12 protein-coding genes and 1 pseudogene are annotated in these 11,942 nt (G+C 72.7%); 7 read left to right on the forward strand and 6 right to left on the reverse strand.

Annotation, left to right across the window (positions count from 1 at the left end):
• Both ACIY1X_RS19525 and ACIY1X_RS19530 read right to left on the reverse strand, forming a co-directional pair.
• A pseudogene (locus ACIY1X_RS19525) lies at window positions 1-214 on the reverse strand (hypothetical protein); the annotation flags it as partial.
• A 250-nt stretch (window positions 215-464) separates the two neighbouring features.
• The gene (locus tag ACIY1X_RS19530) at window positions 465-593 is read right to left on the reverse strand and encodes a hypothetical protein (protein WP_281173389.1); all 129 of its coding nucleotides are present in this window, start codon (window positions 591-593) and stop codon (window positions 465-467) included.
• Between ACIY1X_RS19530 and ACIY1X_RS19535 the strand changes: the two genes are divergently transcribed.
• Both ACIY1X_RS19535 and ACIY1X_RS19540 read left to right on the forward strand, forming a co-directional pair.
• Window positions 592-1,773 carry a murein transglycosylase A gene (locus tag ACIY1X_RS19535; RefSeq protein WP_399683710.1) on the forward strand — a complete coding sequence of 394 codons (1,182 nt, stop codon included), beginning with the start codon at window positions 592-594 and terminating at the stop codon, window positions 1,771-1,773. The two genes, ACIY1X_RS19530 and ACIY1X_RS19535, sit on opposite strands and share 2 nt — an antisense overlap.
• 81 nt (window positions 1,774-1,854) lie before the next feature.
• Window positions 1,855-4,125 (forward strand): PhoX family protein, encoded by a 2,271-nt coding sequence (locus tag ACIY1X_RS19540; protein WP_399683713.1) that lies wholly within the window; start codon window positions 1,855-1,857, stop codon window positions 4,123-4,125.
• A 51-nt stretch (window positions 4,126-4,176) separates the two neighbouring features.
• Here ACIY1X_RS19540 and ACIY1X_RS19545 read toward each other — a convergent pair whose 3' ends face one another.
• On the reverse strand, window positions 4,177-4,674 hold the full coding sequence (locus tag ACIY1X_RS19545) for an Lrp/AsnC family transcriptional regulator (protein WP_399683715.1): 498 nt from the start codon (window positions 4,672-4,674) through the stop codon (window positions 4,177-4,179).
• 145 nt (window positions 4,675-4,819) lie between these two features.
• Between ACIY1X_RS19545 and ACIY1X_RS19550 the strand changes: the two genes are divergently transcribed.
• Complete coding sequence (locus tag ACIY1X_RS19550) at window positions 4,820-5,836, forward strand: 1-aminocyclopropane-1-carboxylate deaminase (RefSeq protein WP_399683718.1); 1,017 nt, start codon at window positions 4,820-4,822, stop codon at window positions 5,834-5,836.
• A 37-nt stretch (window positions 5,837-5,873) separates the two neighbouring features.
• Here ACIY1X_RS19550 and ACIY1X_RS19555 read toward each other — a convergent pair whose 3' ends face one another.
• Entirely contained in the window at window positions 5,874-6,653 is a 780-nt protein-coding gene (locus ACIY1X_RS19555) for an SDR family oxidoreductase (protein ID WP_399683733.1), read from the reverse strand.
• A gap of 373 nt (window positions 6,654-7,026) precedes the next feature.
• Here ACIY1X_RS19555 and ACIY1X_RS19560 point away from each other — a divergent pair, with 373 nt between their 5' ends.
• A complete protein-coding gene (locus ACIY1X_RS19560) occupies window positions 7,027-7,455 on the forward strand; it encodes a winged helix-turn-helix transcriptional regulator (protein ID WP_399683720.1) in 429 nt (142 codons plus the stop codon).
• On the opposite strand, the gene ACIY1X_RS19565 is transcribed toward ACIY1X_RS19560, so the two are convergent.
• A complete protein-coding gene (locus ACIY1X_RS19565) occupies window positions 7,412-7,876 on the reverse strand; it encodes an Lrp/AsnC family transcriptional regulator (RefSeq protein WP_399683722.1) in 465 nt (154 codons plus the stop codon). The two genes, ACIY1X_RS19560 and ACIY1X_RS19565, sit on opposite strands and share 44 nt — an antisense overlap.
• 106 nt (window positions 7,877-7,982) lie before the next feature.
• On the opposite strand from ACIY1X_RS19565, the gene aceE reads away from it, so the two are divergent.
• Window positions 7,983-10,712, forward strand: coding sequence for a pyruvate dehydrogenase (acetyl-transferring), homodimeric type (aceE, locus tag ACIY1X_RS19570; protein ID WP_399683724.1), 2,730 nt, complete (start codon window positions 7,983-7,985; stop codon window positions 10,710-10,712).
• Window positions 10,713-10,718: 6 nt separating this feature from the next.
• Here aceE and ACIY1X_RS19575 read toward each other — a convergent pair whose 3' ends face one another.
• Entirely contained in the window at window positions 10,719-11,138 is a 420-nt protein-coding gene (locus ACIY1X_RS19575; protein ID WP_399683726.1) for a PaaI family thioesterase, read from the reverse strand.
• Between the two features lie 79 nt (window positions 11,139-11,217).
• Between ACIY1X_RS19575 and ACIY1X_RS19580 the strand changes: the two genes are divergently transcribed.
• Together ACIY1X_RS19580 and ACIY1X_RS19585 are read left to right on the forward strand one after the other, a co-directional pair.
• Window positions 11,218-11,631, forward strand: a complete 414-nt coding sequence (locus ACIY1X_RS19580) for a MerR family DNA-binding transcriptional regulator (RefSeq protein ID WP_399683728.1) — start codon at window positions 11,218-11,220, stop codon at window positions 11,629-11,631.
• Window positions 11,632-11,641: 10 nt separating this feature from the next.
• Window positions 11,642-11,942, forward strand: a 301-nt coding sequence (locus ACIY1X_RS19585) for a TIM barrel protein (protein ID WP_399683731.1), incomplete at its 3' end; no start/stop codon positions are given.

Consider the following 11,942-nt stretch of genomic DNA (forward strand, 5'->3'; position numbering starts at 1 on the left):
ACCACAGGTAGCCGCCCAGCGCGCCCACGCCGGCGCCGATGGCCGCGCCGGCCGCGGCCGTGCGGCTGTTGCCGGCGGCCGCGCCGATGGCGGCCCCGCCCAGCGCGCCGGCGCCGGCGCCGACGCCCACGTTGCGCTGCGTGTCGGACATGCCCGCGCAGCCGGTCAGCGCGACGGCGAGGGCGGCAGTGCTCAGAACGATCTTGTGATGCATGGTGGTGTGCTCCTTTGCTTGCGGGATGGATGCCGCCGGCGCGGTGGACGCAGCGGCGACAGGAGGCGCAGTGTCGGCCCGCATTCGCGCCGGCATGTGGCGGCGGTGGTATCGAACTGTGAGTTCCGGACCGAACGTGACGTAAATCACCGTAGCACAGGGTGCGCCGCGCGGCGGCCCGCCGGGCGTCCTTGCGCCGCTGCCTCACGCGGGCACGCGCCGCCGTCCGACAGGCGCGGCGGGCAGGCGTTCAGCGCGGCGTCTCGTCGTCCTCGCGCCCCGGCAGTTCGCCGCGCCGGCGGCCGTGGAACATGGTCCACCAGACGATGAGGACGAGCACGGCCAGGGCCGCGAGGGCTTCGAGCAAAATCAGGAGCATGAGATCTGCATTTGCGGCGCGCCTGGCGCCGGCGCTGGCGATCGTAGCAATGCTGGCCGGCTGCGCCCTGGGGCCCTCGAAGCCGCCGCGTGTGCCCGAGCCGCGTCCCATCGACACCGCCCCCGCCCCGCTGCCGCCGCTCACCGGCCCGCTGACCCATCCGAAGACGCGCTGGGTGCCGGTGGCCTGGGCCGAGCTGCCCGGCTTCCACGAGGACACCACCAGCGAGGGCTGGGTCGCGTTGCTGGCCAACTGCCAGCGGCCCAACGCCGCCTTCGCGCCGCTGTGCGGCGAGGTGCGCCGGCTGGCCATCGCCAGCCCCGAGGAGCAGCGCGCCTTCCTCATGGAGCGGCTGCAGCCCTATCGTGTCGAGGCGCCGGGCGGGCAGAGCGAAGGCCTGCTCACCAGCTACTACGAGCCCGTCTTCGACGCCACGCGCCAGCCGAGCGCGACGCACGCCGTGCCCCTGTACGGCCTGCCGCCGGGCGCCGGGCGCGGCCGCGCCTGGTACACGCGCCAGCAGATCGACACCGACCCGCAGGCCCAGGCCGCCCTGCGCGGGCGCGAGATCGCCTGGCTGGCCGACCCGGTCGACGCGCTGATGCTGCACATCCAGGGTTCGGGGCGCCTGCGCATCACCGAGCCCGACGGCCGCCAGCGCATCGTGCGGCTGGCCTTCGCCGGCACCAACGAGCAGCCCTATCGCAGCGTGCAGGCGTGGCTGGCGGGGCAGGGCGTCTCGCCCATCGGCCGCTGGCCCGAGGACGTGAAGGCCTGGGCCGTCCAGAACCCGCAGCGCGTGCCGCAGATGCTGTGGAGCAACCCGCGCTACACCTTCTTCCGCGAGGAGCCGCTGGGCGAGGTGGACGCCGCCTTCGGCCCGCGCGGCGCCCAGGGCGTGCCGCTGACGGCCGGCCGCTCGGTGGCGGTGGACCGCGACGCCATCCCCTATGGCACGCCGCTGTGGCTGTGGTCGGCCGGGCCCACCGCGCAGCTGCAGCGCCTGGTGGTCGCGCAGGACACCGGCAGTGCCATCGTCGGCGCGGTGCGGGCCGACTTCTTCGCCGGCACCGGCGCCGAGGCGGGCCGCTTCGCCGCGCGCATGAAGCAGCCGCTGCGGCTGTGGGCGCTGTGGCCGCGCGGGCTGGACCCGTCGGGCACCGCGGTGTCACGCAACTGACATTCGTGTTTCGTGCCCGTGTCATGCGGGCTGCCTACCGTCCCGGGCTGTTCTGACCAGCCCTGACGGAAGGCAAAAACCATGACGGCCCCACGAAGCCTCGGCACCCCCGCCATCGACCCCGATGACATCGGCCACAACCCCACCGACAACCCCGCCAGCCCGCCGCTGGCCGACCTGATCGCCGCGCGCCTGAGCCGGCGCCGCATGCTGGGCTTCGGCCTGGCCGGCGGCGGCAGCGCGCTGTTGGCCGCCTGCGGCGGAGGCGGCGGTGGCGGTGGCTTCCCGATCCTGCCCGCGCCGGCCCCCAGCCCCGCGCCGGCGCCCGCACCTTCGCCGGCCCCCGCCCCGGCACCGGCGGCCCCGCTGGAGCTGAAGTTCAACCCCGTCGCCAAGAGCCTGGCCGACGTGGTGAGCGTGCCCGCCGGCTACACCGCCACCGTGCTGTACCGCCTGGGCGACCCCATCGCCGCCGGCGTGCCGGCCTACGCCAACGACGGCAGCGACGACCCCGCCACCTATGACCGCCGCGCCGGCGACCACCACGACGGCATGACCTTCTTCGGCCTGGCCGGCGGCGCGTGGAACCCCACGGCCGCCGACCGCGGCCTGCTGGTGATGAACCACGAGGCCATCACGCCGCTGTTCCTGCACCCGGCCGGCCAGACCACCAGCGGCAGCGGCGCGGCGCAGGTGCGCACCGTGGCCGGCGAGGTGCAGCGCGAGTTCTACCTGCACGGCGTGAGCGTGATCGAGGTCGGCAAGGACGGCGCCGGCGCGTGGAGCTACAAGCAGGACTCCGCCTTCAACCGCCGCGTCCACACGCTGACCGAGATGGAATTCTCCGGCCCGGCGGCGAAGTCCGACGCGCTGAAGACGAAGTTCTCGCCCGACGGCAGCAAGACCCGCGGCACCGTCAACAACTGCGCCAACGGCACCACGCCCTGGGGCACCTACCTCACCTGCGAGGAGAACTGGGCCGGCTACTTCCGCCGCATCGCCGCCGACGACACCGGCCGCACCGCGAAGGAGACCGCCTCCTTCGCGCGCTACGGCGTGGCCGGCAACGGGCGCGAGCTGTGGGCCACCGTCACGCCCGACACCGCCGACGGCCTCTACGGCCGCTGGAACACGCAGGCCCTGGGCGCCGCCGCCACGGACGACTACCGCAACGGCCACAACACCTACGGCTGGGTGGTCGAGATCGACCCGTTCGATCCCGCCAGCACGCCGAAGAAGCGCACCGCGCTGGGCCGCTTCGGCCACGAGGGTGCCTGCCTCGGCCCCGTCGTTGAAGGCAAGCCGCTGGTCTGGTACATGGGCGACGATTCGCGCAACGAGTACGTCTACAAGTTCGTGTCGGCCAAGGCCTGGGACCCGGCCGACATCGGCAAGGGCACCGCGGCCGGCGACAAGTACATGGACGAGGGCAGGCTCTACGTCGCGCGCTTCGACGCCGACGGCACCGGCGTGTGGTTGGAGCTGGCGCTGGGCGTCAACGGCATCACCGGCAGCAACGCCGCCTACGCCTTCGCCGACGCGGCCGACGTGGTCGTCAACGCACGCCTGGCGGCCGACGCGGCCGGCGCCACCAAGATGGACCGCCCCGAGTGGACGGCGGTCAACCCGAAGAACGGCGACGTGTACCTCACGCTGACGAACACCAATGCCTCGTCGCGCCCCATCACCGCCACCGACGCGGCGAACCCGCGCTTCTACAACGACCCGAAGGGCAGCGCGCAGACGGCGCAGAAGGGCAACCCCAACGGCCACATCATCCGCTTCGCGGACGACGGCGGCGACCCGGCGGCCACCACCTTCGCCTGGGACGTGTACCTCTTCGGCGCCCGCGCCACCGCGCCGGCGGACGTCAACGTCTCGCAGCTGTCCGACGACAACGACTTCTCCAGCCCCGACGGCATGTGGTTCAGCCACGCCAGCCCCGGCCTGCTGTGGCTGGAGACCGACGACGGCGCCTACACCGACGTGACCAACTGCATGCTGCTGGCCGCGCTGCCCGGCAGCGTCGGCGACGGCGGCCCGCGCACGATCACCAACGTGGACGGCGCCACCACGGCGCAGCAGGACACCTTCGTCGGCCAGGCGCCGGGCGACGCGGGGCTGCGCCGCTTCCTGGTCGGCCCGGCCGACTGCGAGCTGACCGGCATCGCCGAGTCCGGCGACGGCCGCGCGCTGTTCGTCAACATCCAGCACCCGGGCGAGACCACGCCGGTGGCGGACATCGGCGACCCGTCGAAGTTCGGCAGCCACTGGCCCGAGGGCGGCACCGCGCGCCCGCGCTCGGCCACGCTGGTCATCACCAAGGACGACGGCGGCCTGATCGGGCTGTGAACGGCGGCGCCGCTGCCCGGCCCATCCGCCGGGGCAGCGGCGCCCATTGCGTCAGATGGGCAGCTGCGTGCTCGACAGCACCTGCTTCAACACCATGAAGGTGCGCACCTGCCGCACCCCCGGCAGGTACAGCAGCTGTTCGGCGTGCAGCCGGTTGTAGCTCTCGGCGTCGCGCGTGCGCAGCAGCATGAAGTAGTCGAACTCGCCGGTCACCACGTGGCATTCGAGGCAGCCGGAGACCTTCTGGGCCGCCTTCTCGAAGGCCGCGAAGGACTCGGGCGTGGAGCGGTCGAGCACCACGCCGATCATCACCAGCGTGCCGCAGCCCAGCGCGCGCGGCTCCAGCAGCGCGACGATGCCGCGCACCAGGCCCTGCGCCTTCAGGCGCTCCACCCGCCGCAGGCAGGCCGGCGGGCTGAGGTGCACCTTCGCCGCCAGCGCGACGTTCGAGATCGAGGCATCGCGCTGCAGTTGGCGCAGGATGGCGCGGTCCGTGCGGTCGAGCTCCGTCGGAGCTTGCAATTTTGTTGCGCGGTTGCCGGATTTCATGGGTTCGGTTGATTGAATGCCGCCCGAAAGAGGGGCTTCAGTTTCGCCATGGAGCCCAATTTTGCAACCCTGTGAACCGCGCTCCTTCCTACGATTTCGCCCAGGGCAAGGCCATCCCGGCCTGCCGCCACGCGAGATCGCCGCCATGAACCTCCGCAAGTTTCCCCGCCATGCGCTCACCTTCGGCCCCACGCCGATCCACCCGCTGCGGCGCCTGTCCGCCCATCTGGGCGGCGACGTGCAGCTCTATGCCAAGCGGGAGGACTGCAACAGCGGCCTGGCCTTCGGCGGTAACAAGACCCGCAAGCTCGAGTACCTGATCCCCGATGCCATCGAGGGCGGCTACGACACGCTGGTGTCCATCGGCGGCGTGCAGTCGAACCAGACGCGCCAGGTGGCCGCCGTGGCCGCGCACCTGGGCATGAAGTGCGTGCTGGTGCAGGAGAACTGGGTCAACTACGCCGACGCCGTGTACGACCGCGTGGGCAACATCGAGCTGTCGCGCATCCTGGGCGCGGACGTGCGGCTCGATGCGGCGGGCTTCGACATCGGCATCCGCAGGAGCTGGGAAGAGGCCATGGAGAGCGTGCGCAGCGCCGGCGGCCGGCCCTTCCCGATCCCGGCCGGCTGCTCGGAGCACCCGAAGGGCGGTCTGGGCTTCGTCGGCTTCGCCGAAGAGGTGCGGCAGCAGGAGAAGGAACTGGGTTTCCGCTTCGACTACATCGTGGTCTGCTCCGTCACCGGCAGCACGCAGGCCGGCATGGTGGTCGGCTTCGCGGCCGACGGCCGGGCCGACCGCGTGATCGGCATCGACGCCTCGGCCAAGCCGCAGCAGACCTTCGACCAGATCCTGCGCATCGCCAGGCATACGGCCGGGCTGGTGGAGCTGGGGCGCGACATCACCGACGAGGACATCGTGCTCGACACCCGCTTCGGCGGCCCCGAGTACGGGCTGCCCAGCGAGGGCACGCTCGAGGCCATCCGCCTGTGCGCGCGCACCGAGGGCATGCTGACCGACCCCGTGTACGAAGGCAAATCCATGCAGGGCATGATCGAGAAAGTGCGCCGCGGCGAATTCCCTGCCGGATCGCGCGTGCTGTACGCGCATCTGGGCGGCGCACCGGCCCTGAGCGCCTACAGCTACATCTTCCGCAACGGTTGAGATCCGCACGCGGCGCGCGCCCGCCGGCCTGCCGCGTTCATGCCACCGGCACCGTGCCGCCGTCGATCACGTACTCGGTGCCGGTGATGCCGGCCGCCTGCGGCGATGCGAGGAAGGCGACCAGTTCCGCCACCTCCCGCGGCCGCGCCGGCCGGCCGAGGGGGATGCCGCCGAGCGAGCGCATCAGCCCCTGGCGGGCCGACTCGATGTCGCCGCCCTGCTCGCCGGCCAGGCGCTCGAGCAGCGCGGTGGCGGCCTCGGTCTCCACCCAGCCGGGCGCCACGCGCACCACGCGCACGCCCCGCGGCCCCGCCTCCTTCGACAGGCTCTTGCTGTAGGTGGACAGGGCGGCCTTCGCCGCGGCATAGGCGGTGGTCGACTCGGGCAGCGGCAGCATCCGCTGGATCGACGTCACGTGGACCACCACGCCCACGCCGCGCGCCAGCATGCCGGGCAGCAGCGCGCGGTCCAGCCGCACGGCGGCCAGGAGGTTGAGGTCCAGCGCGTCGTGCCACTGCGCGTCGTCCAGCGCCGCGAAGCCGCCGGCCGGGGCCGCCGAGCCGCCGGCGACGTGCACCAGGATGTCCATGCCGCCCAGGCGCGATTCGACGGCGCGGGCCACGTCGGCGCAGCCGTCGGCGCGGCCCAGATCCGCCGCCACGAAGGCGTCGCCGTCGATGCCGGCGGGCGCGCTGCGCGCCGCCACCATCACCGTGGCGCCGGCCTCGCGCAGCCGCGCGGCCACGGCGGCGCCGATGCCCCGCGTGCCGCCCGTGACCAGCGCCCGGCGCCCTTCGAGCGCCACCGGCAGCCGGATGCGCAGCGAGGCGATGCGTCCTTCCTCGACCTCGAACTCGTGCATCAGGTCCGCCTGCCCGCCCGGAAAGGTGCCTGTCACGTGGGCCAGCAGCCGGTACACGCCGCCCTCGCGCGCCAGGCCGAGGGGCACGAGGCGATAGGCCGTGCGGGCCTCGGCGTCCGCCTTCCAGGCCTGGATGGCCGGCAGGCCCTGGTGCACGCGCCCCTCGTCGTGCACCCGGGCCCCGGGGTGGAAGCAGGCCGCGGCGCCGGCCGCGTCGTCCAGGGCGCGCCAGGCGAGATAGCGGGTCAGGGCGTCGGGCATGGGCACGGCAGGCATGGGATCGGGTCGCGTCGTTGTGATGCCCGCATGCTCGGATTACGCTCGGCCGATGGGAAGTACGCACCAGAAGGTAAGCGCCGCGGCGGCCCCGCGCCGCAAGGCCTACACGCCCCTGGCGGCGGCCATCGACGTGGAGGTCTGCCATCGGCTGCTGCGGGGGCGCTGGAAGCTGCTGATCCTGTTCCACCTGTTCGGCGGGCAGGTGCGGCGCTTCTCCGACCTGCAGCGCAGCATCGCCGGCATCTCGCAGAAGATGCTGGCCCAGCAGCTGCGCCAGCTGGAGGAGGACGGCCTGATCGAGCGCACCGTGCAGGCCGAGCGCCCGCCGGTGGTGGATTACCGGCTCACCCCCTGGGGGCAGCAGCTGTGCCCGGCGCTGGACGGCCTGCTGCAATGGCTGGAACAGCGCGGGCGTCCGGCCGGTGCCGCCGTGCTCAGCGCGGCAGCGGCAGCGCCGTCTTGTAGCGCACCTGCTTGAGCGCGAAGCTGGAGCGGATCTTCTCGATGCCGGGGATCGGCGTGAGCTGCTCGAGGATGAACTTCTCCAGCGCCGCCATGTCGGCCACGGCGACGCGGATCAGGTAGTCGCTGTCGCCGGTCATCAGGTAGCACTCCATCACCTCCTCGTGCTCGGCGATGCGGTGCTCGAACGCCGCGAGCGCTTCCTTCGACTGCGCCCGCAGGCTGATCGAGATGAACACGTTCAGCCCCAGCCCGAGCGCCGGCGCGCTGCACAGCGCCACGTAGCGCGCGATCACGCCCGCGGCCTCCAGCGCCTTCACCCGCGCCAGGCAGGGCGAGGGCGAGAGGTGCACCCGGCGCGCCAGCGCCACGTTGGTCAGCGCGCCGTCGCGCTGCAGCTCGTCGAGGATGCGCAGGTCGATGGCGTCCAGTTCCATGATGTGCCGTCGAATGATGTTGGTGCGGCAGTTTATGCCGCCGCAGCAGGGCGGTGCCGCGCATTTCGATACCTCATTCCGCGGCCACCGGCCTAGAGTGCGGGGCATGAATGCCCCGCTTCCCGCCGACCAGATGAACGCCCTGCTGTCCCACGATGCCCTGCCCGCCGACCCCGACCCGGCCGAGACGGCCGAATGGCGGGAGGCCTTCCTGGCGCTGGTCGAGGCGCAGGGCCCGCAGCGCGCGCGCTGGATGCTGGACGAGTTGGCCCGCCTGGCCCGCGCCGGGCGCATCGGCTGGCAGCCCGAGCTGGCCACGCCGTACGCCAACACCATCGGCGTGGACCAGCAGCCGGTCTTCCCGGGCGACCTGGCCGTCGAGGAGCGCCTGGCTTCGCTGATGCGCTGGAACGCACTGGCGATGGTGGTGCGCGCCAACCAGGCGTATGGCGAGCTGGGCGGCCACATCGCCAGCTACGCCAGCGCGGCGGACCTGTTCGAGGTCGGCTTCAACCACTTCTTCCATGCGCGCGCGGCCGAGCCGCGCCGGGCCGCCCCAAGCGGCGAGCGCCCCCCTCGGGGGGGCAGCGACCCACACGAAGTGGGGGAGCGTGGGGGGCAACATCTGGGCGACCTCGTGTTCTTCCAGCCGCACAGCTCGCCCGGCGTGTATGCCCGCGCTTTCCTCGAAGGGCGCCTCACCGAAACCGACCTGGCCCACTACCGCCAGGAGATCACCGCGCCGGCGCACGGCGCGCGCGGCCTGTCCAGCTACCCGCACCCGTGGCTGATGCCGGACTTCTGGCAGTTCCCGACCGGCTCCATGGGCATCGGGCCGATCAGCAGCATCTACCACGCGCGCTTCATGCGCTACCTCACGCACCGCAACCTGCTCGACTGCGAAGGCCGCAAGGTGTGGGGCGTGTTCGGCGACGGCGAGATGGACGAACCGGAATCGATGAGCGCCCTCACGCTCGCCGCGCGTGAGAAGCTCGACAACCTGGTGTGGGTGGTCAACTGCAACCTGCAGCGCCTCGACGGCCCGGTGCGCGGCAACGGCCGCATCATCGACGAGCTGGAGAAGCTCTTCGCCGGCGCTGGGTGGAACGTGATCAAGCTGGTCTGGGGCAGCGACTGGGACGGCCTGTTCGCCCGCGACGTACAAGGTGCCCTGCTGCGCGCCTTCGCCGACACGGTGGACGGCCAGATGCAGACCTTCGCCGCCAAGGACGGGCGCTTCAACCGCGACCACTTCTTCGGCCAGAGCCCCGAACTGCAGCGCCTGGCGCAGGGCATGACCGACGAGCAGATCGACCGCCTCAAGCGCGGCGGGCACGACCTGGTGAAGATCCACGCCGCCTACGCCGCCGCCGCGGCGCACCGCGGCCGGCCGACCGTGATCCTGGCCCACACCAAGAAGGGCTACGGCATGGGCGCGGCGGGGCAGGGCCGCATGACCACGCACTCGCAGAAGAAGCTGGAGGGCGACGACCTGATCGAGTTTCGCAACCGCTTCAACCTGCCGCTCACCGACGCGCAGGCGACCTCGCTGGCCTTCTACAGGCCGGCCGAGGACAGCCCCGAGATGCGCTACCTGCGCGAGCGCCGCGCCGCGCTGGGCGGCGCGCTGCCGCGGCGCGAGACGGCCTGCGACGTGGTGCCCGTGCCGCCGCCGGCCAGCTACGCGAAGTTCGCCACCGAGGCCGCCGGCAAGGAGATGAGCACGACGATGGCCTTCGTGCGCCTGCTCGGCGGCCTGCTCAAGGACAAGGCGCTCGGCCCGCGCGTGGTGCCCATCGTGGCCGACGAGGCGCGCACCTTCGGCATGGCGAATCTCTTCAAGCAGGTCGGCATCTACTCCAGCGTCGGCCAGCGCTACGCGCCGGAGGACATCGGCTCGGTGCTCAGCTACCGCGAGGCGCTGGACGGCCAGATCCTGGAGGAGGGCATCAGCGAGGCCGGCGCCATCGCGAGCTGGACGGCCGCGGCCACCAGCTACAGCGTGCACGGGCTGGCGATGCTGCCCTTCTACATCTACTACTCGATGTTCGGCTTCCAGCGCGTGGGCGACGCCATCTGGGCCGCGGCCGACCAGCGTGCGCGCGGCTTCCTGCTGGGCGCCACCTCGGGCCGCACCACGCTGGGCGGCGAAGGTTTGCAGCACCAGGACGGCAGCAGCCACCTGGCGGCGGCCACCATCCCCAACTGCAGGGCGTGGGACCCGGCCTTCGCCGGCGAGATGGCCGTGATCCTCGACGCCGGCATGCGCGAGATGCTGGTCGAGCAGAAGGACGTCTTCCACTACGTCACGCTGATGAACGAGAACTACGCGCAGCCCGACGTGCCCGAGGCGGCGCATGCGGACATCCTGCGCGGCTGCTGGCGCTACGAGGGCTGGCAGCGCCCCGAAGGCGCGCCGCCGGCCAGGCGCAAGGTCGCGCTGCTGGGCTCGGGCGCGATCCTCACCGAGGTGGTGAAGGCTGCGCAGCAGCTCGCGCTGGAGGGCATCGAGGCGGCCGTCTTCAGCGTCACGAGCTGGAGCGAGCTGGCGCGCGACGGCCAGGCTTGCGAGGCGCGCGCGCTGGCCGGCGAGGCCGAGCCCGGCACGCCCTTCGTCGCGCGGCAGCTGGCCGGCAGCGAGGGTCCGGTCATCGCCGCCACCGACTACGTGCGCGCCGTGCCCGAGAGCGTGCGCGCCTTCGTGCCGGCGGGGCGGCGCTACTTCACGCTGGGCACCGACGGCTTCGGCCGCAGCGACACGCGCGCGGCGCTGCGCGGCTTCTTCGGCGTGGACGCGGCGCACATCGTGCGGGCCGCGAAGTTCGCGCTCGGCTGAGCCCCCTCAGCGCGGCGGCAGGTTGCGCGCCGTGGCCAGCAGCGTGGCGCACAGCGTCTGCTTCGCGCCGTCGACGGCATGGACCTCGGCTGCGCACACGCTCAGCACCCGCCCCGCATCGACCACCCGGCCCCGTGCGCGCAGGTGCGTGCCGGCCGCCGGCGCCAGCAGCTTGAGCGTGCCGTCGATGGTGGCGTTGACCCAGCCGGGCGGCAGCAGCGTGCCGGCCGCCGACACGGCGGCGAAGTCGGCGATGGCGTAGACCGCGGTGGCCTGCAACTGGCCGGGGCGGAAGCAGAAGGCATCGAGCACCGGCATGCGCAGCACCGTCTCGCCGGGCGCGAGGTGGTCGAACTGCAAGTGGAGGGTGGCGGCCATGGGCATCGCCAGCACCGCCTGGCGCACGCGTTCGCAGGCATCGTTCATCGAAAGCCTCCTGATGGGAAAGAACAGGAATGCAGTCTGCGAACCTTCGCACCGCGCCAGGGTTGCTAGGCTTGCCGCCATGAGGATTTCCGAGCTGGCCCGCCGCAGCGGCGTCTCTGCCAACCGCCTGCGCCGCTACGAGGCGCAGGGGCTGCTCAAGGCGCGGCGCCTGGACTCGGGCTACCGCGAGTTCGCCGAAGGCACGGAGCGCGAGGCCATCTTCATCGCCATGAGCCGCGACCTGGGCTTCACCCTCGCGCGCATCGCCGAGGTGCTGCCGCGCTACCGCTCGGGCCGGCTCACGGTGGCCGACATGGAGGCGCTGATGCGCGAGCGCATCGCCGAGGTGGATGCCGAGATCGCGACTCGCCGCGCCTTGCGCCGCAGGCTCGTCTCGCACATCGCCTGGCTGCGCGAGCGCGAGGCGCGGCGGGCCGCTGCCGCACCCGCGCCGCGCAACGCCTTCACCCAGGCGCGGCGCCCGCGGCGGTAGAGTCGCCGCCATGCCCCGCTTCGCCGCCAACCTCTCGATGCTCTACACGGAGCTGCCCTTCCTCGAGCGCTTCGCCGCCGCCGCAGCCGACGGCTTCGAGGCCGTGGAGTACCTCTTTCCCTACGACTTCGCGCCGGCCGACCTCGCCGCGCGGCTGCGCGATCACGGCCTGCAACAGGTGCTGTTCAACACCCCGCCCGGCGACTGGGCGGCCGGCGAGCGCGGCCTGGCCTGCCTGCCGGGCCGCGAAGCCGGCTTCCGCGACGCGGTGGCCAAGGCGCTGGACTATGCCCAGGCGCTCGATTGCCCGC

The organism is Xenophilus sp. (genome assembly GCF_044462705.1).
GTDB lineage: Bacteria > Pseudomonadota > Gammaproteobacteria > Burkholderiales > Burkholderiaceae_C > Xenophilus > Xenophilus azovorans.